The following is a 25819-nucleotide window of genomic DNA, read 5'->3' on the forward strand; positions in this document are numbered from 1 at the left end:
TACACCATGAAAAAATCTTTAGTTACCATCATTGCCTTAGTAGCACTATTTGCCTGTAAAGACAACTCAAAGAAATCTTCAACCACAAATGAAGAATCAACGATCGATAGCATAATTGCAGTAAAATACCCTAGCGATGTTATTCCGTTTATGGCCCAATGGAAAATTCTATTAGGTGATGGTACCTACGAGGATAATCTTAAAGATTACGCTAAAGATGATTTCTTTTATGTTGCCAATGATGGAAAAACGGATTGGGTAGTTTACAAAACACCTAATAGCGGTATCACTTCAAGAACATCTAGTAATACCAGAACTGAGCTAGGTCAAAAAGCACATTGGATTCCTGAGACTGGCGGAAAATTAAATGGGACTTTAAAAGTACAACATGTATCTACTTCTGGCGATGCAAGAGTTGCGGCTTCTTATGCTGTTGTAGTAGGGCAAATACATAGTGATGAGGGACACGAAAATGAACCAATAAAAATTTTCTACAAGAAATTTCCTGGACATACAAAAGGTTCTGTTTTCTGGAATTATGAGATTAACACTGCCGGTGATAATTCAAAAAGATGGGATTACTCTTCGGCTGTTTGGGGCAATGACATGTCAGTTGTGGGATCGGACGCAACAACCCCGCCCGCAGAACCAGAAAATGGTATTGAATTAGGTGAAGAGTTTAGCTATGAAATAAATGTTTACAAAGGCATTATGTACCTGACTTTTGAAAGCGATGGACATGAAACCGTAAAATTCACTAAGAATCTACTAGCGTCTGAATTCACCAAAACGTTACCAGAACAGATTAAAACATTATACGCCTCTATTGGTCGTGATGGTTTAGAACGCGAAAATGCATACGCTGGTGAAATTCAGTATTTTAAACAAGGTGCATACAACCAAACCAATGGTAAGTCTCCTGAAGATAATATTGTTTGGAGTACAGGTGCAGACACCTATGATGGCGATATTGCAAAACAATATGCAAATGGCGATTATACTGAAGTATGGTTTAGAGAAGCAAGTGTAGGTGCAGGTACTGAACCAAGTGAAGAATAACATTCAGTTTTCTTATTGGGTTATGATTTGAAGTTTATTTATGTTGAAACAAATCACTCTTTATTTAACCAAATAGACTTCTAATTACTGAAAGGTTTTCCAGTAATTGAATTTATCAAATTGATGATTTGTAAAGTAGATAATTATCGATTCGTAATTTAAACAACCCTTTTTATGTTAAATATTTGCTAGTCTTACAAATATCCTTATTTTTGGTAAACCAATTTGGTTAACCAATTTCAACTAATGAGACGATACCACCTTCTATTCTTATCTGTTTTTATATGCCTTGCATATTCCTTTACCACACCACAAAAAACTCATACTGTAAAAAATGTAGCAGAGTTTACAGCTATACTTCAAAAAGTGCAGCCTGGTGACAGCATCGTTCTTGCCAATGGTGTTTGGATGGATTCTGAACTTCTGTTTGAAGCGAATGGCACTGCAGAAAAACCAATTACACTTATAGCGGAAGAAAAAGGAAAAGTGATTTTATCTGGTGCATCTAATTTAAGAATTGCTGGTGATCATTTAATTGTAAAAGGTCTTGTATTCAAAAATGGTTTTACGCCTACCAACGCTGTTATTTCGTTCAGAAAAAGTAGAGAACAAATGGCTAATAACTCTCGCCTGACCGAATGTGTAATTGATAACTTTAATAACCCTGAGCGTCAAGTTCAAGATTATTGGATTACCATCTACGGAAAAAATAACCGAATTGACCATAATCATATTGCAGGTAAAAAGAATTTAGGTGTTACCATGATTGTTGGCTTAGATACTGAAGACAGTAGAGCGAACAATCACCAAATAGATCATAACTATTTTGGACCACGCCCTACCTACGGAAACAATGGAGGAGAAACCTTAAGAATAGGAACTAGCCACCATGCATTAGAAAAATCCAACACCTTGGTTGAATCTAACTATTTTGATAGAACTAACGGTGAGCACGAAATCATCTCTAATAAATCTTGTAATAACACTTTTAAGTACAATACATTTTTTGAATGCACTGGTACTTTAACCATGCGCCATGGTAACGAAACATTGGTAGATGGTAATGTGTTTATAGGCAACAATAAACCAAGTACTGGTGGAGTTCGTGTCATCAATGAAACACAAACAGTAATTAACAACTACCATGTTGGTTTAACAGGATATCGTTTTAGAGGTGCCTTTGTAATGATGAACGGTGTACCAAATTCACCACCAAACAGATATGTGCCGGTGATAGATTCTAAAGTAAACAACAACACTTTTGTAAACTGTGACAACATACTTTTTGGTGCAGGTAGCGATGCAGAAAGAAGTCAGGCACCACGTACTTCTGAGTTTTCAGAGAATATCATATATAACGACACCAAAAAAGATGTTTTCACTATTGACGATGATATTAGCGGTATAACATTTAAGAATAACATTCTAGGTGAAAATTCTGAAACTACTATTGAAGAAGGTTTTAAGAATGCCAAAATTAAATTGGTCAATGACAAAAACGGTTTCCCAATTCCTACTTCTAATAAGATAAAAACTAAAGTTGTAATTAGCCCGAATATTGCAACTAAAGAAAATACAGGGGCATCTTGGTATTCAAAAGCAGATAATACTGTTGCATTAAACTCTGGTAACACTATCAATGTAGCCGCAGGTATTAATACGTTGTACGATAAAGTAAAAGAAACGAAAGCAGGTGATATTATTATTCTTGAAGAAGGTGGCACCTACTTATTGACCAAGGCGGTAAAAATCAACCATCCACTTACCTTTAAAACACTTGGCAAAGAAAAAGCTACAATCTTATTTGAAAGAATGATGGCTTTTGAAATTGAAAATGGCGGTAGTCTTTCTTTAGAAAATATCACTTTTGACGGTACCAAATCCCCAGACTACGCAGGCAACTCGGTTATTAGTACTAGCAAAAAATCAATGATCGATAATTATAAATTATTCATTGATAGATGTGAGTTTAAAGATATGGTGGTAAATCATTCTTTTGATGTTCTACGTGTTTCAAAAGGGACTTTTGCCGACACTATTAGTATTCAAAACTCTAGCTTCAAAAACATCTCCGGTAGCATTGCAGCCTTAGACAAAGAAACTGATGACATTGGTGCTTACAATGTAGAATACTTTATAATGAAAAACAATGCCATCAATGATTTACAAGGTGCTGCATTAAGATTGTATAGAGGTGGCAAAGATGAAAGTACCTTTGGACCATTTTTAGAAATGGAGCATAATGTATTTGACCATGTTGGCTATGGTTCTAAAAATAAATATGATGCTACCGTTTCTTTATACGGCGTTCAAGAAACAGCTATTAAAAACAATATTTTCAAAGATAGTAAGGCCATTAACATGCACCTGGTAGTAGGTGAGCCAATTGTTAAAGTTCTAAATAACGCTTTAAGTAATTCAGAAAAACTTATGGTTACTGGCGATCAGAAATACCAAGTGGAAAACCAATGGGAACTTGACCCTGAATTTTCTAAAGACACCAACTATTCATTACCTTCAGATTCTCCATTAAAAGGAAAAGGTACTGACGGTACAGACTTAGGCCTACTAAAAAACGAATAACAAACATGATCAAATACTTAAAAACAGTACACGTTTTTATTTGCGCTATTTTAATAACGTTAAGCGCAGCTGCACAAGAACACCCTAGCCTTATTCTCACCAAAGAAGGGGTTGAAAAAATTAGAGCAGAATTAGGTTCTGTACCTTTATTTGATGCCTCGTTAAAAAAGTTAAAAGCAGAGATTGATGCTGAAATTGCTTTGGGTATTGACACACCTATACCAAAAGATTATTCTGGTGGCTATACGCATGTTCGTCATAAACGCAACATGATCGTAATGCAACAGGCTGGTGTTTTATATCAAATATTAGACGATGAAAAGTATGCGAAGTATGTAAAAGACATGCTTATGCAATACGAAGGAATTTATAAAACATTACCTCTGCACCCAAAAACAAGATCTTATGCTCGAGGCAAATTGTTTTGGCAATGTTTAAACGATTCTAACTGGTTGGTTTACGTGAGCCAGGCTTACGATTGTGTGTATAATTACCTAAGTGCAGCCGAAAGAAAAAAGCTAGAAAAAAATCTTTTTAGACCATTCGCAGATCACATTTCAGTTGATAGTCCGCAATTCTACCAAAGAGTACACAACCATAGCACATGGGGTAATGCAGCTGTTGGAATGATCGGTTTAGTAATGAATGACAAAGAATTAATTGATCGCGCTTTATACGGTATTCCAGATTTAGAGATGGATAAAACTGCAAAAGACGATGACGGCGGATTTATTAATAAAGAAGGTAAAGCCGGATTTTTAGCAAACATAGAAGAACCTTTTTCTCCTGATGGGTATTATAATGAAGGTCCATACTACCAGCGTTATGCGATGTATCCATTCTTGATTTTTGCGGAAGGATTACACAATGTAAAACCAGAATTGAAAATTTTTGAATATAAAGACGGAGTACTTTTAAAATCAATCAATGCCCTTTTAAATTTATCTGATGCAGATGGAGATTTCTTTCCCCTAAACGATGGTCAAAAAGGAATGTCTTATTACAATGATGCTTTGGTTACCGCTGTAGATATTTCTTATTATTTCGGAAACCAAGACCCCGGATTGCTAAGTATCGCAGAAAAGCAAAATAAAGTATTGTTAGACGATTCTGGATTGGCAGTTGCCCTTGGAGTGAAAAATGGAAAAGCAAAACCTTTTGATAAAAAATCAATTAATTTATCTGACGGACCTAACGGAAAACAAGGTGGTGTCGGTATTTTACGAAGCGATGATTTAGAACTTGTTTTTAAATATGCCGCACAAGGGTCAAGTCATGGTCACTATGATAAATTATCATACTCCTTCTACGAAAATGGCAATGAAGTACTGCAAGATTACGGATTAGCTCGTTTTGTAAATATTGAACAAAAAGGAGGCGGTAATTATTTAAAGGAAAATAAAACTTGGGCGAAACAAACGATAGCCCACAATACCCTTGTGCAGAACGAGAAATCTCACTACCAAGGCAAATTTGATATTGGTAGCAAACACCATCCAAATCTGTATCTTTTTGATGATTCTAATGCCGATGTTCAAATAGTAAGTGCAATAGAAACTAATGCCTATCCTGGAACAAAGATGCACAGAACAATGGCTATTATTAAAGATGATGCATTTGAAAAGCCTTTCATGCTTGATATTTTAAGCGTTAAGTCTGATAGTACAAATCAGTACGATTTGCCCTTTTATTTTATGGGTCAAGTATTGAACACAAATTTTGAATATGAAGTTCCAAAAACTCTTGAGCCTTTAGGTTCTGATAACGGGTATCAACATTTATGGTCAGAAGGCTGTGGAAGTACAACAGAAGAAAACACTAAATTAAGCTGGTTAGATAAAGGGAAGTTCTACACCTTAACATCTGCAACATCAAAAGAAGATGAGCTAAGGTTTGTACGAATAGGCGCCAATGACCCTCTATTTAATTTGAGGAGAGAGGCTGGTTTTATTATCCGTAGAAAAGATACTCAAAACACACTTTTTGTTTCAGCGATCGAAGCACACGGTAGCTATAGCCCAGTTTCAGAATCTGCTGTTAATTCTAATAGTTCTATTTCAGCATTAAAAATAGTTTTAGACACTGCAGATTACACTGCTATTTCAATAACTACAGTAAAAGGCACTACCAAACTATTTATTATTGCAAATACAAATGCTTCAAAAGAAGCTACACATACATTAAAAATTAACGATAAGAACTATGAGTGGTCTGGTTCTTATTATTTTAAATAAAAATTAAAGAACAAAAATTATGAAAAGATTCAGTGAAAAATATGTCATCACAAAAGACATGGAATGGGAAGTACTTGGCGGCGGAGTATCAAGAAAATTCTTGGGGTATGACAACCAAATTATGATGGTAAGAGTAAAATTCGACAAAGGAGCATTAGGTGCACCTCACCAACACTTTCATACACAAGCTACTTACTGTGTTTCAGGTAAATTTGAATTTGTAATTGACGGTGAGAAGCAAATAGTAGAAGCTGGAGACGGAGTTTACATTGAGCCAAACTTATTACATAGTGCTGTTTGCCTTGAAGAAGGTGAACTTATTGACACTTTTAGCCCGGTGAGAGAAGATTTCTTAAGTGGTGTGGGTCCATCTTATTTCGGAGATAAGGAATAAAGTATAATCTGACTGAAGCTTTTATTAGCTGATATAGACAGATTTAATTTTTAAAAATTACTAAAAGTAATTTTATAATAACATTCTAAATGCTGAACCAATACTTATGACAACAGAAAATATGTCCTTCTCAGGAAAATTCAAAAAACGTCTCAAAGATTTTGGTCCAGCATTTTTTATTATTGGTTATGTTGTAGGTACTGGTAGCGTTACCTCAATGGTTGTCTCAGGTGCTAAATATGGTCTTAGTCTTTCATGGGCTCTATTACTCTCTTGTTTTTTCACCTACTTCTTATTGGTGTCTATTAGTAAATTGACCATTGTTTCTGGAAATACCCTAATGTTCAATTTCAAAAAGGCATTCGGTAAACCACTCACCATTTTTATTATTACTGCATTACTCGTCTCTATAGTTTCATCATGCATTGGCGTTATGGGCGTAGTAGCCGAAGTTACAATGGAGTGGATTTCAGTAAAAACTTCTATTTCATTTCTTAACAAACCTGTAGTTTCCATCTTTTTTATTGCATTACTTATCGGACTTTTTTGGACTGGCAAACACGAAAATTTCATAAAAGCCATGAGTATTATGGTTGGCTTTATGGCTCTAGCTTTTATAATTACCAGCTTTATGGTGGTTAAAGAAGCGGGCACTTCTATTACCGAATTTTTTCCAGAATTGCCTAAGGGAGATAATAACGGATTGGTAATTGCCGGTATAGTAGGTACTACAATGGCTGGTGTTTGTTTAGCGTCAAGAAGTATTCTCGTTCAAGAACAAAACTGGGGCTTAAAAGATTTAAAAACTGAAAACAAAGATGCAATGTCTTCAATGGTTATGACCTTTTTTATAAGTCTTGCCATAATGATCAGCGCAACGGGTACATTATACTTTAAAGGCGCCCCTGTTGAAGACGCTACAGATATGATGCATGCTTTAGGACCATGGGCAGGAGATTTCGCCCTTACCCTATTTACATTAGGTATTATCGGTGCGGGTTTGTCATCCATCTTTCCCAACCTATTATTATTCCCTTGGTTAGTTGCTGATTACACAGGTACAGAACGCGACATGAAAAAACCACTGTACAAACTAATTGTTGTTTTGGTAGCACTGTCTGGTTTAATAGTCCCTATTCTAGGAGGAAAACCAGTTTGGATATTAATTGCTTCACAAGCATTAAGTCCGTTTGTAATGCCATTGATTACACTCTTTCTAATTATCCTCTTAAATAAAGAGAGTATCATGAAAGAGTACAAAGTAGGTATAGGGATGAATTTAGCCTTAGGCGCAACTTTTATTTTCAATTGCTATATGCTTTACGTTGCATTAAACGGATTTATTGATTTTATATAAGCTTACTTAGGAGGATAACACAATAATATCTTCGATTCTATAGTAGACTTAAATTCAACTTCTTCTATTGCTGCAGAAAAGAATATTTCATCACCTTGGGCAAAGCTATATTCTTTACCACCACATACTATAGTGCCTTCACCAAAGTAAATAACAGCTACAAAAAAGCTCCCATTTGCCTTAATGGTATGTGACCCATTTAAATCTAATTCACTTAGACCAAAACAATCGGTATGTGTTTCATTGAAAATCGTATTCAATGTATGTGTATCAGATGAATTTATAGTTTTAGGCGACACCTTCCATCTTTTTAATGCCTCTTCATAAGTACAACCATCATAATGAAAACAATCTAGCATATTTTGCTCCCCTACCCCTTGGTGTATTAATTCATCAGAAATTGTTAATCCTGCGGGAGTAACCTTTTCTACCCGCATGGTATAATCTGTAGGTTCTTGAACTTCCATTAAAAAGCAACCACTACCAATGGCGTGTGGCACACCCCCATAAATCATATAAGCATCACCTGGGTTAACTTCTATCTTATGCAGACTGTTAAGCATTCCCTCAATATCTTGATTCGCAAAAAGTGTTTCCCATTGAGCTCTTGTAACACCTTCTTTAAAGCCCATATAAATGACACTTTTCTCGCCATTTATTTCCCTCTTATTTAAAACGTACCATGACTCAGTTTTACCAAAAGCGGAATTCAACATCGTCTTTGCATAATCTTTATCTGGGTGCACCTGTATCGTTAATCTTTCTTTAGAATCGAGCATTTTAATCAAGACCCCTGTAGTGCCAAATTTTTCAGCTAATGCTTTACCTAGATATAATTCTTTGTTAGATGCCACTAATTCTTTTAAGGAATGCGTACCAGACGGAGTTTCAACAAGAGAGAGCCCTTCGTTTTCTGGTCTGCCGTTCCCTCTTGCAGTTACGGTAGACATAATCCATTCTTCTGGCATGCTACCATCTAGTTCTGGCGTATCTTTTTTCCATTTATCAATTAGTGCTCCACCTTCATAAGTTCGCCATACTCTGTTAGAAAATTGTTTTAAAGGTATATACGCGTATTGCTCAAAATCAGTATTCATAATAATGTATTAATGTTCATTAAAAATCATAGAAATCAATGAAAATCAAAATGTTGAATTCATTAATTTTAATATAAAACCAAATGACTTTTTGAAAATTTAGAGAGGAAAACCGTTCAAATCTAGCAATTTATATATGAATTTTGACAAAAAAAATGCTCTAAATAGCTTAAAAAATTCCATTTTAAAAAACACTTCATTTGTTAACAAAATACCATATCCTCAATATTCATAGTACTTAAAAGAGGAATTCAAAAAATTTACTAAGCTCAAAGTTGTTAAAATGTATATTTCTCTTTTTTTAACGAATAAATAACATATATTTGGTAAACCAAATTGGATAACCAGTTTGGAAAACCAAAATAATATTTTACTCAAATTATTATCGAACTTAATTTTAATTTAAACTCAATGACAAAAAACAAATTAAAACATTTACTAAAAACATCTTAATTATCAGATAAGAATATTATTAAACTGTTTACGCAAACTTTTAAATAAAAGAATTACAAAGTGTAACAGACTAAAAATGAAACAAAACTCAATTTTCATTTTAGAATGCTTTAATCAGACTTTAATTAGTCGAACTTAAATTAACATAACAAGACTACAAATGAATTTAAAAACAAAATTAGGATTAGTGATGATGTTGTTATTCAACATATCATTATTCGCACAAGACGGTTATAACTTGACCGGTACGGTAACAGATGAGACAAGTATGCCAGTACCAGGTGCAAATGTTGTTATACAAAATACAACTACAGGTACTTCTACAGATTTTGACGGTAATTTCTCTATCACAGTTTCTAACGGAGATGTTTTAGAGTTTTCTTCAATAGGATACGCTACTAAAGCAGTTAACATTACAGGTCAACAAACTTTAAACGTTGTTCTTGCCGAAGATGCAAGTCAACTTGAAGAGGTTGTTGTAGTAGGTTACGGTTCTCAGAAAAAAAGTGACATTACAGGTTCTGTTTCTTCAGTTAAATCTGAGGAATTAAATGCATTTCCTTTAGCAAGTGCAGAACAAGCACTTCAAGGTCGTGCAGCAGGTGTTGTTGTTCAATCTAACAATGGTGGTGAGCCAGGTGCCCCAATCGCTATTAGAGTAAGAGGTAATACTTCTATTGGTGCAAGTAGCGGTCCATTAGTAGTTGTTGATGGTTTCGTTGGTGCAACAATGCCACAACCAAATGATATTGAATCTATTGAAGTATTAAAAGATGCTTCTGCAACCGCTATTTACGGTTCTAGAGGTTCTGGTGGTGTTGTATTGGTTACTACTAAAAAAGGTAGAACCGGTAAAATTTCTGTTGAAGTAAACACTGCTTATTCTGTTCAAAGTACTGCTAACAGATTAGATTTATTAAATGCAGATGAATTTGCTAGATACCAACAAATTATAAACCCTGCTTACGAGCAAGGGCCAGCAAATACTGACTGGCAAGATGTTATTTACAAAACAGGTAGCACAGCTAACCACCAATTTTCTTTCTCTGGTGGTAGCGAAAACATTAATTTCTATGCTTCCGCAAACTATTTCAAGCAAGAAGGTATTGTTACCAATTCTGATTTCGAAAAAATGACTTTCTTATCTAATATTGATGCTCAGGTAACTGACAAGTTAAAATTAGGTATGAATCTTTTTGGTAGTAGAGATACTAAAAATGGTGTACTTACACAATCAACTGGTGAAACTGCTAATGGTGGTGGTGATGATGTTATTTCATTAGCATTTAGATTTGCTCCAGATAGAGGTATATATGATGAAGATGGTAATTTCACTCAAAACTCTGTTGGTGATGGTGTTGAAAACCCATGGGCTATTGCAAATGAATTGGTGAACGAAACTAAAGTCGATAGATATAGAACAAATTTCTATGCGAATTATGACATTTTAGATAACCTTGCTTTTAAAACAACATTTGGTTACAGTACGCTTAATGAAACTGTTGGTTCTTTTAAGCCACAAACTTTTCAACTTTCAACAGGTTTTGCAAGCTTAGCAAATAGAAGAACAACAAACCTTTTAAGTGAAAACTATTTAACCTATAATGCTGAAATAGGAAAAGGTAATTTAACTTTATTAGGAGGTTACTCTTACCAAAAAACTAATACAATTAGATTCTCTGCACTTACGCAAGAACTTCTTTCTGATGATTTCTTATTTTACAATTTAGCGGCTGGTGAAGTTCAAACACGTAGGGTTACTTCATCTTTTTCAGAATCTGAAATTCAATCACAATTTGGTAGATTGAACTATGATTACGATGATAAATATTTATTGACTGCAACGGTAAGACGTGATGGTGCATCTAACTTCGCAGAAAACGAAAAGTACGCTATTTTCCCTTCTGGTGCTATTGGCTGGAAAGTTTCAAATGAAGACTTCTTGAAAAATAGCGAAACTATTTCTAACTTAAAGTTAAGAGCTAGTTACGGTGTAACTGGTAACCAAGCAATTTCTCCTTACCAATCTTTAGCAGAATTGGCAGTAACACCTGCAACTGCTATTGAAACAGCTCCTTCTGTATCTGTTGCCCAAGAAGCTAACCCAGATTTAAAATGGGAATCTTCTTACCAAACAAACATTGGGGTTGATTTAGGCTTATTAAGCAATAAAATTTCTCTTTCTCTTGATTACTATAACATTGATACGAAAGATCTTTTATTAGAAACAGCAACTTCACCTGCTTATAGTGGTGCTGTTGATTTAGAAGTGTTCTCTAATGTTGGAGAAATCAACAATAAAGGTTTTGAAGTTACTTTAAGTACTAGAAACATCAGTAAAGAAAACTTTAGCTGGACTACAGATTTTAACATAGCTACTAATAAAAATGAAGTTATAGCACTAAACAATGGTGATATCATTGACAGCGCAGCTCCTGGTTATTTCTCTGGAAAAGACACATATATCTTAAGAGAAGGTGAAGCTATCGGCTTATTCTGGGGTCTTGATTACCAAGGCGTTTACCAAGGTGGAGATTTACCAGCAGGTACAGCACTTAAAGGTGGTTTCTCAGAAGCAGGTGATCCTTTGTTCAGAGATGTAGATGGTAGTGGCGAAATAGATACAGGTGATCAAACTATTATGGGTGATCCAAATCCTGATTTCACATTTGGTTTCACTAACAACTTTAGATATAAAAACTTAGATTTAAATATCTTCTTTCAAGGTTCTCAAGGTGGCGACATCTTAAACCTTACCAACGTACAGTTATTTAATGGAGATTCTAATACAATATCTGAAGCGTTCAATGCTTGGTCTCCAACTAACACAGACTCCAATATACCTTCTAACAAAATTAGAGATAGAGAAATCTCTTCTAGGTTTGTTGAAGATGGTAGCTATATCAGATTAAAAAATATTGCTTTAGGTTACACTTTCCCAATTGATATTGTTGAAAAATTAGGAATGGATAATCTAAGAATTTCGGTAAGTGCACAAAACTTATTGACTTTTACTAACTATTCAGGTTTAGATCCTGAAGTAAGTTACTTTGGTAGCGGTGGTGGAAGTACAGGTTCTGGTAACGTAGTTCAAGGTCATGATTTTGGTAATTACCCAACTGTTAGATCTGTAAACTTTGCCCTTAACCTGAAATTTTAATCAATAATTTAAAAACATATATATAATGAAAACATATAAATATTTATTCTTATTGATTGGATTAACAATCGTAGGATGCTCAGATTTAGAAGAAGATTCAATTACAGAATTAAGTCCTGATAGTTATTTCAGCGCCTTAAGCTTAACAGAAGTTGAAGGTTTCGTTGCTGGTTCTTACGCACATATGGTACATAGAAACTTTATGTCTAGAGAAATGACTCAGGCACTTATGTTTCGTAGCGACATGATGGCTATCGGTAGAACAGGTGCTCAAGAAAGAATTGACCATGATAACTTTACCGTTCAAGCAGATAACGGACTTATTGCTGGTGGTTCTAACGTATACTGGCCAAAAGTATATCAAATAATTGGTGCAGCTAACGAAGCAATAAAATCTGGTTTATCATTAACTGATGTTGATGAAGCAGATAGAAACGAAGTAATAGCTAGAGCTCGTTTTGCAAGAGCATTTGCTTATTTTCATTTAGTAAGACAATTTGGTGACATCCCTTATTTAGATGATACAACAATATTGTCTGAAGCTGCAGTTGCAGAAAGAACACCTGCCGCTACTGTATATGAAAATATTATTGCTGATTTCGAGTTTGCTAAAGCTAATTTACCAAACACTCAATCTTCAAGAGCTATACCTGCTAAATCAGCAGCTAGCGCTTACTTAGCATTGGTGTATTTAACATTAGAAGAATGGCAAAAATCTTATGATGAAGCAAAAGAAATCATAAATAACGAAGGAACTTATAACTTAGGTTTAGAGCCAAATTTTCAAGACTTATACGATGCTATTAAAATAGACCAGTCTTTAGAACCAATCTTTGTTTTAGATTTTACAGGTGTTTCTGACGGCGATCAAGGTAGAGATTACCAAGTAGCATTTACCGGTATTAGATCAGATGACCAATATGATATGGGAGGCGGATGGTCTGTAGAGGTTCCTGCCCTTAAAGTATTCACTTCTTGGGATGATTTAGATTACAGAAAAGTAGTTACTTTCGATGCTACTGCTGTTCAAGGTGATGCAGTTGTGCCTTATACAAATTTTACAGATGCTGATGGTAGAGCTGTAAATAGACCACATGTTGGTAAATACACTCGTATGGCAAGTAAATTACCTCAACAAGATGGTAATGGTAGATCATCACACTCTAACTATATGATGATGCGTTATGCAGAGGTATTAATGATTGGTGCTGAAGCAGCAAATGAATTAGGGCAAACTTCTGATGCTGAAATGTGGGTAAACAGAGTAATGGAAAGATCTAGAGCTGGTGGTGTTTCTTGGGCAAATGGTGCTGAAGTAACAATTGCTCCTAGTACAGTTCCTGCAGATTTTTCTGGACTTTCTCAAGATGATTTTAGAACTAGAATCTTAGATGAGCGTAGGTTAGAATTTGCTTACGAAATGAAAAGATGGTACGATATTGCTAGAAGAAAATTAGGAAATGATGTTTTTGGACCTGATGGCCTAGAGTCTGAAGTTTCAACGGAATCTGGAGTTGGACCTGGTCCAAAATCTTTTGACCCTGCCAAAGATTACTTATTCCCAATTCCTCAATCTGAAATAATAATAAACCCTAACCTAACACAAAACCCAGGGTATTAAGTCATAAGCTTTAATTTTTACTATCTGTAAACTCATGAATTAGCTTATAGAATATATAGATATTAAAAATTAAAGCATTGTATAAAGAAAGTTGTTTGAGTTAGTTTTTTTAAGATTGCTGGCTTGTTAAGCGGGTCAGCAATCTTTCATAATCAATATTTTTAGTGAAGTTCTTAATATTAAGGTCTTGAAAAATTTGATAACACAGTTATTTTCATAAATTTGATAAACCAATCTGGTTAACCAATTTATTTCAGTAAAGAAATGTGAATTATGAAGCTAGAAATTTTTACAAAAAATGAACACAAAGAACTGCACAACGTTATAATTTCCAATATTAGAGATTTAATAAATAACAAGAATCTTGAACCAGGCGACAAATTACCCTCTGAGCGTATGCTCTCTGAAAGATTTGAAGTTAGTAGAAGTAATGTTCGTGAAGCAATTCAAAAACTAGAATTCTACGGTATTTTAAAATCGAAACCACAAAGTGGAACATTCGTAGCCGATATTGGGCAAGTAGCCATGAACGGTATGATGGATGATATTCTTGGATTAGAAGACCCTGATTTTAAATCACTGGTTGAGACAAGAATTCTGTTAGAACTAAAAACAGTTAGACTAGCAGCAAAAAGAAGAACTGATGACGATTTAAAATCAATGGAATTGGCATTAGACGCTTTCAAAGAAAAAGTATTGAATAATGAAGACGCTGTTCAAGAAGATTTACTTTTTCATTTAGCAATTGCTCAAGCATGCGGCAACAGTACCATTAATAGAATGATGTTGATTATTACGCCAGAGATCATTAACAATTTTGAAAAATATCACGTCTGCGATAAAAACCAGAGTGAAAAAAGACTTAAAGAGCATCAAGATATTTTTGATGCTATAAAAGAACAAAATACACAGAAAGCAAAACAAATGATGAAAAATCATTTTGTTGAATTGTATAAATACTGTTATAACATATAAGAGACAAACGATAGTATCTCTATTAACCAACAATTGAAAACAAAAGGTCATTTAGATAATAAAGACCAATTAATTTCATCAACAAGCCATAACCAAAAAAGAACAGAATTATGAAAATTAAAGGATTAAGATGGTGGGTTATTGCTTTGATTGCAATAGCTACTATTATCAATTATATTGATCGTCAGTCTATCGGAGTTCTTTGGCCTGATATTGCAGAAGATTTATTCCCAGAAAGCTCAAATGATGAACGTAAAGAAATCTTTGCCACTATTTCAGTTGTTTTCATGTTCGCTTATGCTTTCGGACAAGCCATTTTTGGTAAAATTTTAGACTGGGTCGGCACCCGAATTGGTTTTGCTATTTCAATTGGTGTTTGGTCTATTGCGACCGCACTTCATGCACTAGCTCAAGGTGTTTTAAGTTTTGGATTTTTTAGAACAATTTTAGGAATCGCCGAAGCTGGTAACTGGCCGGGAGCTGCAAAAGCTAACGCAGAATGGTTTCCCACAGAAGAACGTGCATTTGCTCAGGGTTTATTTAACTCTGGCGCTGCTATCGGCGGTATTATTGCAATACCAGCTATCGCATTTATGACCGTTTATTTTAGTTGGCAGATGATATTCGTTATCGTTGGTATTCTAGGGTTATTATGGTTAATACCATGGTTAATATTAGTAAAAGCTCCACCAAAAAATCATCCTTGGATTTCTGATGAAGAACGAAACTATATCTTAACAGGTCAAAAAAACCAAGATATAGATAACGATGGTACTCCAGACGAAGGGTATAACCCAGACACTTCCAAACTTTTAAAGCATAAACAAAGTTGGGGCGTAATCATTGCCTCAGCGGCTATCGATCCTATTTGGTGGCTTTTTGTTGTATGGATTCCTATATATCTAAATGAGGTTTACGGTATGGACGTAAAAACTATTGGTATTTATGGATGGGTACCATATGTAGGCGCTATGCTAGGTGCTTGGTTCGGCGGACTTTTTGCTCAGAATCGATTAAAGGCAGGATGGACTGTCGATAAAACTAGAAAAATAATAATCACGATAGGTTGCTTAATTATGTTACCAAGTTTGTTAGCAATGGCTAACCCAGGTGGACCTACCGGAGCCGTACTAATTATGGCGCTAATATTATTTGGTTTTCAAACCGCAATTGGCAATGTTCAAACTTTACCAAGTGATTTTTTTGGAGGAAAAACAATAGGAACTTTATCAGGTATAGCAGGAATGGCTGCTAAGTTAACAGCTGCCGCATTAATTTATTTAGTGCCTTGGTTAACTTCTGGTGGTAATTACACACCTGCATTTGTTATAGGTGCAACAATGGCAATTATTGCTTTAGCAAGTATCTGGTTATTATGCGGTAAAATTGAGCCGTTAAATGAAAATAAACTGAATTAAGAATAGATTAAAATAAATCATAACATGAGTACAGAAGGAAAAGTAGCAGTAATTACAGGAGCAACTGGTGGAATCGGTTTTGAAGTTGCCAAAAGATTAGGACAAGACGGATTTACAGTAATCTTGAATGGAATAGATGACGCAGCTGGTGCACAAAGAATCAAAGAACTTACTGCAGAAGGTATTACTGCTGAGTACTTAGGGTTTGATGTTACCAATGAAGAAGCAGTAACTAAAAACATCAAAGCTATTGGTGACAAGTATGGTAAAATTGACACCCTTGTAAACAATGCAGGTGGATTAGGTGGTAGATCTCGTTTCGAAGAAATGACTACTGAATTTTACAGATCAGTAATGGCATTGAACCTTGATTCAACTTTCTTTGCTTCAAGAGCAGCTATCCCTTACCTTAAAAAAGGTGAGCACCCATCTATAATCAACTATACATCTAACGCAGCTTGGACAGCTGGTGGACCAGGTGCTGGTATCTACGGTACTTCAAAAGCAGGTGTTAATGCAATAACTAGAGCTTTAGCAAAAGATCTTGCTGAATATGGTATTAGAGTAAATGCAGTATCTCCTGGTACTATCGATACTCCTTTCCACGCACAGATCAAAGCTACCAAACCAGAAGTTTTTGCTTCATGGGCAAATAATATTATGTTAGGTAGATTAGGTCAACCTGGTGATGTTGCAGGTGTTGTTTCTTTCCTTGCAGGTAAAGATGCAGCTTTCATTACTGCAGAAACTATCCAAATTGGTGGTGGACAAGCTTTAGGTATCTAAGAAGTAAAAATTATTTATAAAAAAAAGCGTTATTGTAAGATTACAATAACGCTTTTTCTATTTAGACGAATCACGTATGATCAGTTCTGAATCTAATATGATTTTATTCAGAGATTGTTTCACCGCATCTTTTTCAACATAACTTAAAAAAGTATCTGCCGCTAGTTTCCCTATTTTATAACTATGCTGACTAATACTGGTGATAGAAGGCGTAACCAAAGAAGTAAACGGTTCATTTCCAAAACCTACCAATTTTATCTCTTCAGGCACTTTGATGTTTTTCTCCTTTAAAACTTGTAAAGCACCCAACGCAGCATAATCACTTGCCACATAAACGGCATCAGGTCTATTTTTTAAAGACAATAATTTTTCAATTTGTTGTCTGCCATCTTCCAATGTTAAGCTGCTTTCTATTAATAACTCATCATCATGAGGTAAATCGTGTTTTTTTATAGCATCTATATAACCACGTATTCTGTTATTAAATATTCGAGTTCTACGGTATCCGCCTATATGGGCAATACGTTTACAACCTTGAGCTACTAAATGCTCTATTATCATATGACTACTAGCATAATCATTAATACCTACATAATCAACATTCAAATCATTCTCTCCCCTATCAAACAGAATTAATGGAATTCCATTAGATTTTATTTTTTCATAATATGAAAGATCAACAGTTTCATTAGCCATCGATGCAATGATACCATCTACCTGTAAATATAGAAGTGTATCTATATTATTACACTCTTTTTTAAATGATTCGTTAGACTGCGTTATTATAATATTGTAACCGGCTTTATTAAGAACGCCCTCCATACTCTCAACCACAGAAGAGAAGAAATGGCTATTAGTTCTAGGTACTATAACGCCCACTAATTTGCTTTTCCCTTTTCTTAGCGCACTTGCCAAATGATTAGGTTGATAGTTCAACTCTTTAGCAACTTGCTTTACAGCTTTTTTTGTTTTTACACTTATACGCGCATCATCATTTAAAGCTTTGGAAACAGCTGCAGCTGAAATACCTAAAACATTTGCAATGTCTTTTAAAGTTGTTCTTTTTTTATTCAATTACTTTGTATATATTTGTTTAATCGATTAACCAAAAGTAAGACTTTAATTAACTTAAACAAAAATTGTCTGTTTTGGTTATTTTTTACCCAAAGTGGTTAATCGATTAAACAAACGATAAATCAGTATATATTAAACTTAATATTCACATGAAAAAAGTAGTAACATTCGGCGAAATAATGCTTCGCTTAGCTCCAGAAGGATTTTTGAGATTTTCACAAGCAAATAGATTTGATGCTATTTACGGTGGTGGCGAATCTAACGTAGCTGTTTCTTTAGCTAATTATGGCGTTCCTGTAGATTTCGTAACACGTTTACCTAAGAATGATATTGGTGAATGTGCAATGATGGAAATGCGTAAAAGAGGTGTTGGTGTAGATAAAATTGTTTATGGTGGCGATCGTTTAGGTATCTATTTCTTAGAAACTGGTGCAGTATCTAGAGGTAGTAAAGTAGTATACGATAGAGCACATTCTGCTATTGCTGAAATTGAATCTGGCATGATCGATTGGGATGCCGTTTTTGAAGGTGTAGAATGGTTTCATTGGACGGGTATTACACCTGCAATTTCTCAAGGAGCTGCAGATGTTTGTTTAGAAGCTGTAAAAGCTGCTAGTGCAAAAGGAATTACTATTTCTACCGATTTAAATTATAGAGCTAAACTTTGGACATTCTGTGATGATGCACATAGAGAAAAAATCATGTCTGGCTTAACTGAATATTGTGATGTTATCTTAGGAAACGAAGAAGATGCTGAAAAGCACTTTGGCATTCACCCAGAAGGACTTGACGTTCATAAAGATGGTGCTGATGTAAAAGCGGAAGCATTCTTATCTGTATGTAAGCAGATGATGAAAAAATTCCCTAAAGCTAAAAAGGTAATTACAACTTTAAGAGGTTCTATTTCTGCATCGCATAACACATGGGCAGGTGTATTATGGGATGGTTCTAAAATGTACGAAACGCGTCAATACCAAATTACAGATATCGTTGACCGTGTTGGTGGTGGAGATTCTTTCATGGGTGGTTTAATCTACGGATTATTGAAATACCCAGAAGATGATCAGAATGCACTTGATTTTGCTGTAGCTGCATCATGCTTAAAGCATACTATTAAAGGTGATGCCAACCTGGTAACAGTTTCTGAAGTAGAGAAACTAATGGGTGGTGATGCTTCTGGTAGAGTTGCTAGATAATTAGAAAATTGCTTTAGAACTTCTAAAAACTAAAAATGTCGAAAAAATCTGTTTTAATTCTTTGCGGTGGCGGTCCTGCACCTGGTATAAATACCGTAATCAGTACCGTGGCAAAGGCTTTCTTAAAAGATGATTATCGCGTTTTAGGATTACACGAAGGCTTTAAAGGAATTTTTGATGAAAATCCTCAAATCAAGGAATTCGATTTTTTCCATGCCGATAGGATTTTCAGTAGAGGTGGCTCTACATTAATAATGAGCCGTTTTAAACCTAAAAACGAAAAACTAAACACTAACCTGTTTATTGATAATAATGTAAAACTGTTGGTAAGTATTGGTGGTGACGATACTGCTTCTACTGCCAACAGAATTACAGGTTTTTTGAAGAAAGAAGGTATTTCAATTGCTAACATTCACGTACCTAAAACCATTGATAACGATTTACCGTTACCAGATAGAAACCCAACATTTGGTTTTCATTCTGCAAAAGATGAAGGTGTACGTATTGGCAATACTACTTATGAAGATGCTCGTACCAGTCAAAACTGGTTTGTGATGTCTACCATGGGTCGTTCTGCAGGGCATTTGGCATTCGGTATTGCAGCAAGTTGCCACTACCCTATGATGATTATACCAGAAATGTTTGACCGCACTGCTATCACCTTTGATAAGGTAGTAAGAATGGTCATCTCTTCAATGATCAAACGTAAAATTGAAAACATCAATTACGGTGTCGCACTAATTAGTGAAGGGGTTTTTCATAATATGCCAGACTCTGAATTAAATAAATGTGATATTAAATTCACCTATGATGACCATGGGCACCCAGAATTAGGAAATGTAAGTAAAGCGCATATTTTTAATATGCTCGTTCAAAAAAAATTAAAGGAGTTAGGTATTGATATCAAAAGTAGACCTGTTGAACTAGGCTACGAATTACGTTGTTGCAGGCCTATTGGTTTTGACCTTACCTTATGTACGGTTTTAGGTCTTGGCGTAAAAAAATTATTTGACGAAGGTAAAAGTGGTTGTATGGTTACTGCGAATTCTAGAGGTGAAATTACGCCACTATTCTTATCAGAAATTCAAGATGAGAACGGTAAAATTGCCCCTCGTTTGGTAGATATTAATTCAGAATTGGCAGAATTATGCTTGCAAAACTTATTTTATTTAGGTGAAGACGATTATGAGGATGCAAAAAAATATGTAGAAAACCCTTCGGACTACGATTTCAACAAAATTTTAACTGAGAAATAAAAAATAAATGGCACAATATTCAAGAATAGAAGTAGCAAACGTAATGAAGGAAACCGGTATGGTTCCTTTATTTTATCACCCAGATGTAGAATTAGGTAAAAAGGTTTTACAAGCTTGTTATGATGGTGGTGCACGTTTAATGGAATTTACCGCTCGTGGCGATTTCGCTTTCGAAGTATTTTCAGAATTAAACAAATACGCTATCAAAAACTTACCAGGTATGATTATGGGTGTAGGGTCTATTACAGATGCCGGTGCCGCTTCATACTATATGTCTATTGGTGCTAATTTTATTGTAACACCTTCTTTAAGAGAAGATATTGCAATTGTTTGTAACCGTAGAAAAGTATTATGGTCTCCTGGTTGTGGGTCATTGACCGAAATCAACAAAGCCGAAGAAATGGGCTGTGAGATTGTAAAATTATTCCCTGGTGACCTTTACGGACCTGGTTTCGTTAAAGGTATTAAAGGACCTCAACCTTGGACAAGCATTATGCCTACCGGCGGTGTAAGTACAGATGAATCTAACCTTAAAGGTTGGTTTGATGCAGGTGTTACTTGTGTTGGTATGGGATCAAAACTTATTAGTAAAGACATTTTAGCAAATAAAGATTACGCTGGTTTAGAAGCTTTAGTAAAAAATACTTTGGCTACTATTAAAAAGTTGCGTTCATAAAGTATAAAGATCTCACTGCTTAGTTTAGTCTATACAGTGTCATCTTTTAAAAGTGCATATTTAAGTTGTTAGTTGGAAAAGGGCATTTAAACTTTGGCATTACGCTGAAGTTTGGTGCTCTTTTTGTTTATCCTAATATCAAGACCCCTTCTCCTTATTAATTAACTCATTTAAAATCAGAGTTATAATTTTATATAACCAATAACCACATCCTAATTCAAAACATAATACCTAAAAAGTTTCTACATTAGAGGAATGAAATACAACAAGGTTTCATTTATAATACATCTTTGCAATATTATAGTTTTTGCATTTAGCTTTTCTTTAAGCGCCAAAGCACAAACATCTTCTGATAATTCTATTTATTATCGTAATGCCATTGTAAACCCTACAGAACCAAATGACCTACCCTCAGGCATTCATTTTTTTACCAAAAAAAAAGATAAAGATTTAGAACTAAATGACACCTTAAATGCTATTTATGACTTAAGGCTATTGTCTATTGCCGAGTTTAAAATAGGAAACAACTTTAATAGCGAAAATCATGCAGTAGAAGCTTTGAATATCATTGAATCAATGGGCACTAAAGACACGTTGATTGATTCTAGGGTTGGACTATACAACCAACTAGGCCGAATTTATAGAACTTCTAATAATCCTACAGAAGCAATAAGAACTTTTGACAAGGCTTTAGAGATAGCGAATAAATTAAAGGACAGCGTTATTATTTTAAACAATAAAGCAAATGTTTATAAAGACGAATTAGATTATATCAAAGCTCTTGACATTTATACTTTACTACATAAAAAACAAGCACAATTAAATACCTACGAACTAGCTCTAGTCGCAGACAATTTAGGACAAGTACAATCTAAACTGAATTTACCTGAAGGTTTACAAAATTTAAAAAACGCATTAGAGTTACGCGAAAAAAATAATGACTTTATTGGTCAACACTCGAGCAACACCCATTTAGCTGAATTTTATCTCGATAAAAAAGACACTACCATAGCGAAAATGTATGCAGAGAAGGCATTAGCCTTATCAGGTAAAATTAATAGTAGTTCCTTTAAGCTTGAAGCTATTTCAACGCTTATGAATATGGATAGAAACCCGTTACTTCATGAATACAAAAAGCTGACAGACAGCATTACAAATGCCAAACAAATAGCAGAAAACAAAAATGCTTTTCTAAAATACAATGTTGCTGAAGAACAGAAAAAAACCCAAGCCAGCATTTTACTTCAAGAAATAGAATCTCGCAAACGACTTGCATATCAATCTCTAGCCTTCATCATTTTTTTAATCTTAGTTGGTTCTTATTTTATCTATCGCAACAGATACCGTAAAGCTAAAATTGAAGAAATCTATAAAACGGAAACCAGAATTGCTAAAAAAGTACATGATGAAGTAGCTAATGACATGTATAAAGTGATGACCTCACTTGAAAATAATTCGGGTGTTGACAGCAATGTTATTGATGAAATGGAGAAGATTTATACAAAAACTAGAGATATTTCAAGAGAAAATAGCGCTATTGACCTAAGAAATGATTTTGATCTTCAATTAAATGATCTATTGCTTGGCTACAAAAATAACAAGGTAAATGTGATTACCCGCAACCTTTCTAAAATGCCATGGAATACTGTAACAGAACATAAAAAAACCGCTATTTATAGGGTGTTACAAGAGCTTATGACCAATATGCGCAAGCATAGCAAAGCATCATTTGTTACACTAATTTTCAAAAAAGAAGGGTCTAAAATTCAAATAATTTACCGCGACAATGGGGTTGGTTGTGATCTTTTTAAAAAAAATGGACTCCAACATACGGAATCCCGTATCGCTTCTTTAAATGGAACTATTAATTTTGAATCTAAGCAAGGTGATGGCTTTAAGGCATCAATAATAATTTAACGCATGTTCAAAAAAGTTTTAATCGCGGAAGATATGGAAGACATCAACAAAGGTGTATTTTCATTACTGACCGAATTAGGGATTTCACAAATAGACCAAGTACAGTATTGTGATGATGCCTACCTAAAAGTTAAAAGAGCCAACCTAGATGGTGAATCTTTTGATTTGGTTATTTCTGACCTATCTTTTAAAGTAGACCACAGATCACAAACCTACACCTCTGGGCATTCACTAGTAGAAAAATTGAAAACGGAATTTCCAGAATTAAAAGTAATTGTGTATTCTGTTGAAGATAGATTACAAGCCGTAAGAACGCTATTTAACCAACATCATATTGATGCTTATGTATGTAAGAGTAGAGACGGACTCAAAAATCTTACCCAAGCTATCAATGAAATAGCTGAAGGCAATACCTTTTTATCTCCTGAAGTGGCTAACGCATTTAGTAGTGAAAATGAACTAGAGATAGATGATTACGATATTTCTCTTCTAGATCATCTTAGTAAAGGATTATCTCAAGATGAGATTAGCGCTTTATATAGAAAAGAAAATATTTCACCTGCTAGCTTAAGTTCTATTGAAAAACGATTAAATAAATTGCGTATTCAATTCAATGCCAACAATGCCATACACCTAGTGGCTATTGTGAAAGATTTAGGGCTGATTTAATACTGAATATTACATCACATTACGGAAAACCGTAATGCTTTTTCATTGAATGGTATTAATTTGGCCGTACTTAAAAATAAGAATAAACACTAGTCAATAACTATAACATTAATGCTATGGCCATCCTACCGAAAAGGTATTTCGGGGGAACTAACCGATTTGGTGGGTATGGCCTATTTTTTTTAAATCAACTACTTACTAATAATTATGCGCAAATTAATTCTGATTTTATTCATCCTTACTATTTTAATTCCTAATGAAAATCAAGCTCAAGATAATGGTGCTGTAGTCGCTGGTGCAGTTGGCGCATTGGCAGCAATAGGTGCAGGAGTTGCTGCTGTAGAGCAAATGAAAGAGCGTGCTGAATTAACAGCAACAGAATGGTTACTAGCGAATAACCCTAACATTACTAGCTTTTCATTAAAAACAATAGATTTTGATGGCAAAAAACTTAAGGATATGTCTTCTGCATCTGTCATCACCTTTAAAATTCAGGAATTTGTACCAACAGACAAACCAGAATTAGATGGAAAAAAGCAAGTTTTACTAGGTTTTACCAGTCATGGCTGGATCAACGAATACGGAATTGATTTCAATAAAATAAAATGGTTTTTAATTGATGAAGCAGAATGGACAAACATGATGATTTCTTATGTAAAAGTTGCATCAGGCGAAACAAATAATTCAGAAGTCGAATCTACTATAACTAATGGAAGAATAGTTAATAAAGGAGTTAGGCTTAAAAATAAAATGTCCATCCCGTTTTATCAACTTTCAGGAGATATGTATGTAGTAACCGATTATTCTAATGAGATGAAATTTGTTTACAACGAAAAATCATTAGGCATTTTCCTAAAAGATACCGGAGACCTAGTTCAAATAAAAAGAAGCAGTTTAATTGAATTACATGAATTCTTTTTTGAAGAATAGTAATAAATAAGCAAGCTCCTTAACCAAAAGCAATATCAATAAAAGTATACATGGAGCGTTGTAAATGGTAATATTAAACCACCGCTGCAATATCAACCGATACATGCAATTTACTCTGACCACTACCATACACTACTCCTTTTAAAGGCGGTACATCATAATAATCTCTACCCCAACCTACTACAATATGCTGGTCTTTGGGTATTTGGTTATTGGTAGGGTCAAAATCTACCCAACCAAAACCTGGTATAAAAATAGCGAACCATGCATGCGATGCATCTGCACCTACCAACTTCTTTTTACCCGGGGCAGGTAATGTTTCTATATACCCACTTATATACCTAGCTGGTAAACCAACCGAACGTATGCAGGCAATGGCAATTTGGGCGAAATCTTGACAGACACCCTTCTTCTCTTTCATTACCTCTTCTATCGGAGTAGATATTGTGGAGAATTCTGAATCAAAATCAAAATCTGTATAAATACGTTGCATCAATTCATAAGCGGCTTCAAATACAGACCTATCCCCTTTAAAAGAAACCTCAGCATAATCACGTATCGCCTTATCTGTTCTTCTTATAAAAATAGATTCTAATATGTATTGCTTAGCCTCTAGAATTTCTGGGTGCATGCCATTTAATGCTGCCAATGCATCGTTCATCGTTATACTCTTACAGGCATCACTATTGAAAGATTCTTGAAACTGAGCGTATGCTCTTTTAATTTTACTCCGAGTAGTAACCTTTAAGGTTTTATGTTCTGTCTGTATAGAAAAACGGGTAATATAATTACCGAAAAAATCTACTCGCTCACTTATTTCTGCCGGTTCTGGCGAAATATCAATACTGTATTCCAACAACTCTTGCCCTTTAGATTCTCTTGGGCGTAGCGTTGCTATATTATGACAATAGCTTACAGGAGCATTATAATCGTACTTAGTAATATGTGTAACGTTAAATATCAT

19 protein-coding genes are annotated in these 25819 nt (G+C 34.6%); 16 read left to right on the top strand and 3 right to left on the bottom strand.

Annotated elements, in window-relative coordinates; translation table 11 throughout:
- Window positions 1-6 precede the first annotated feature (6 nt).
- From BUC31_RS00690 to BUC31_RS00710, 5 genes are all read left to right on the top strand, one after another.
- Window positions 7-1059, top strand: a complete 1053-nt coding sequence (locus BUC31_RS00690) for a polysaccharide lyase family 7 protein (RefSeq protein WP_073240455.1) — start codon at window positions 7-9, stop codon at window positions 1057-1059.
- Window positions 1060-1305: 246 nt separating this feature from the next.
- Window positions 1306-3642, top strand: coding sequence for a chondroitinase-B domain-containing protein (locus BUC31_RS00695; protein WP_073240456.1), 2337 nt, complete (start codon window positions 1306-1308; stop codon window positions 3640-3642).
- 5 nt (window positions 3643-3647) lie between these two features.
- Entirely contained in the window at window positions 3648-5876 is a 2229-nt protein-coding gene (locus BUC31_RS00700; RefSeq protein WP_073240457.1) for an alginate lyase family protein, read from the top strand.
- A 19-nt stretch (window positions 5877-5895) separates the two neighbouring features.
- Window positions 5896-6270, top strand: a complete 375-nt coding sequence (locus BUC31_RS00705) for a cupin domain-containing protein (RefSeq protein ID WP_036156630.1) — start codon at window positions 5896-5898, stop codon at window positions 6268-6270.
- 106 nt (window positions 6271-6376) lie between these two features.
- On the top strand, window positions 6377-7627 hold the full coding sequence (locus BUC31_RS00710; protein ID WP_084134917.1) for an Nramp family divalent metal transporter: 1251 nt from the start codon (window positions 6377-6379) through the stop codon (window positions 7625-7627).
- A gap of 2 nt (window positions 7628-7629) precedes the next feature.
- Here BUC31_RS00710 and BUC31_RS00715 read toward each other — a convergent pair whose 3' ends face one another.
- The gene (locus BUC31_RS00715; RefSeq protein WP_073240458.1) at window positions 7630-8724 is read right to left on the bottom strand and encodes a type I phosphomannose isomerase catalytic subunit; all 1095 of its coding nucleotides are present in this window, start codon (window positions 8722-8724) and stop codon (window positions 7630-7632) included.
- Window positions 8725-9337: 613 nt separating this feature from the next.
- On the opposite strand from BUC31_RS00715, the gene BUC31_RS00720 reads away from it, so the two are divergent.
- The 5 genes from BUC31_RS00720 to BUC31_RS00740 all read left to right on the top strand — a co-directional run bounded on the left by BUC31_RS00720 (window position 9338) and on the right by BUC31_RS00740 (window position 17137).
- Complete coding sequence (locus BUC31_RS00720; protein WP_073240459.1) at window positions 9338-12337, top strand: SusC/RagA family TonB-linked outer membrane protein; 3000 nt, start codon at window positions 9338-9340, stop codon at window positions 12335-12337.
- Window positions 12338-12362: 25 nt separating this feature from the next.
- Window positions 12363-13958, top strand: coding sequence for a RagB/SusD family nutrient uptake outer membrane protein (locus BUC31_RS00725; RefSeq protein ID WP_073240460.1), 1596 nt, complete (start codon window positions 12363-12365; stop codon window positions 13956-13958).
- A 273-nt stretch (window positions 13959-14231) separates the two neighbouring features.
- Window positions 14232-14933 carry a FadR/GntR family transcriptional regulator gene (locus BUC31_RS00730; RefSeq protein WP_073240461.1) on the top strand — a complete coding sequence of 234 codons (702 nt, stop codon included), beginning with the start codon at window positions 14232-14234 and terminating at the stop codon, window positions 14931-14933.
- Between the two features lie 110 nt (window positions 14934-15043).
- Window positions 15044-16351: an MFS transporter gene (locus BUC31_RS00735; RefSeq protein WP_073240462.1), complete on the top strand. Its 1308-nt coding sequence runs from the start codon at window positions 15044-15046 to the stop codon at window positions 16349-16351.
- A 24-nt stretch (window positions 16352-16375) separates the two neighbouring features.
- Entirely contained in the window at window positions 16376-17137 is a 762-nt protein-coding gene (locus tag BUC31_RS00740) for an SDR family NAD(P)-dependent oxidoreductase (RefSeq protein WP_073240463.1), read from the top strand.
- A gap of 57 nt (window positions 17138-17194) precedes the next feature.
- On the opposite strand, the gene BUC31_RS00745 is transcribed toward BUC31_RS00740, so the two are convergent.
- Window positions 17195-18211 carry a LacI family DNA-binding transcriptional regulator gene (locus BUC31_RS00745; protein ID WP_073240464.1) on the bottom strand — a complete coding sequence of 339 codons (1017 nt, stop codon included), beginning with the start codon at window positions 18209-18211 and terminating at the stop codon, window positions 17195-17197.
- Between the two features lie 149 nt (window positions 18212-18360).
- Between BUC31_RS00745 and BUC31_RS00750 the strand changes: the two genes are divergently transcribed.
- The 6 genes from BUC31_RS00750 to BUC31_RS00775 all read left to right on the top strand — a co-directional run bounded on the left by BUC31_RS00750 (window position 18361) and on the right by BUC31_RS00775 (window position 24855).
- Complete coding sequence (locus BUC31_RS00750) at window positions 18361-19407, top strand: sugar kinase (RefSeq protein WP_073240465.1); 1047 nt, start codon at window positions 18361-18363, stop codon at window positions 19405-19407.
- A gap of 35 nt (window positions 19408-19442) precedes the next feature.
- The gene (locus BUC31_RS00755; protein WP_073240466.1) at window positions 19443-20663 is read left to right on the top strand and encodes a 6-phosphofructokinase; all 1221 of its coding nucleotides are present in this window, start codon (window positions 19443-19445) and stop codon (window positions 20661-20663) included.
- A 7-nt stretch (window positions 20664-20670) separates the two neighbouring features.
- Complete coding sequence (locus BUC31_RS00760; RefSeq protein WP_073240467.1) at window positions 20671-21339, top strand: bifunctional 4-hydroxy-2-oxoglutarate aldolase/2-dehydro-3-deoxy-phosphogluconate aldolase; 669 nt, start codon at window positions 20671-20673, stop codon at window positions 21337-21339.
- A gap of 255 nt (window positions 21340-21594) precedes the next feature.
- Window positions 21595-23256: a tetratricopeptide repeat-containing sensor histidine kinase gene (locus tag BUC31_RS00765; protein WP_073240468.1), complete on the top strand. Its 1662-nt coding sequence runs from the start codon at window positions 21595-21597 to the stop codon at window positions 23254-23256.
- 3 nt (window positions 23257-23259) lie between these two features.
- Window positions 23260-23925 carry a response regulator gene (locus BUC31_RS00770; RefSeq protein WP_073240469.1) on the top strand — a complete coding sequence of 222 codons (666 nt, stop codon included), beginning with the start codon at window positions 23260-23262 and terminating at the stop codon, window positions 23923-23925.
- A 207-nt stretch (window positions 23926-24132) separates the two neighbouring features.
- A complete protein-coding gene (locus BUC31_RS00775; RefSeq protein WP_073240470.1) occupies window positions 24133-24855 on the top strand; it encodes a hypothetical protein in 723 nt (240 codons plus the stop codon).
- A 73-nt stretch (window positions 24856-24928) separates the two neighbouring features.
- Here the strand turns inward: BUC31_RS00775 and BUC31_RS00780 are convergent, their stop codons facing one another.
- Complete coding sequence (locus BUC31_RS00780) at window positions 24929-25819, bottom strand: transglutaminase family protein (RefSeq protein WP_073240471.1); 891 nt, start codon at window positions 25817-25819, stop codon at window positions 24929-24931.

The sequence above is a fragment of the Maribacter aquivivus genome, assembly GCF_900142175.1.
Taxonomy (GTDB): Bacteria; Bacteroidota; Bacteroidia; order Flavobacteriales; family Flavobacteriaceae; genus Maribacter; species Maribacter aquivivus.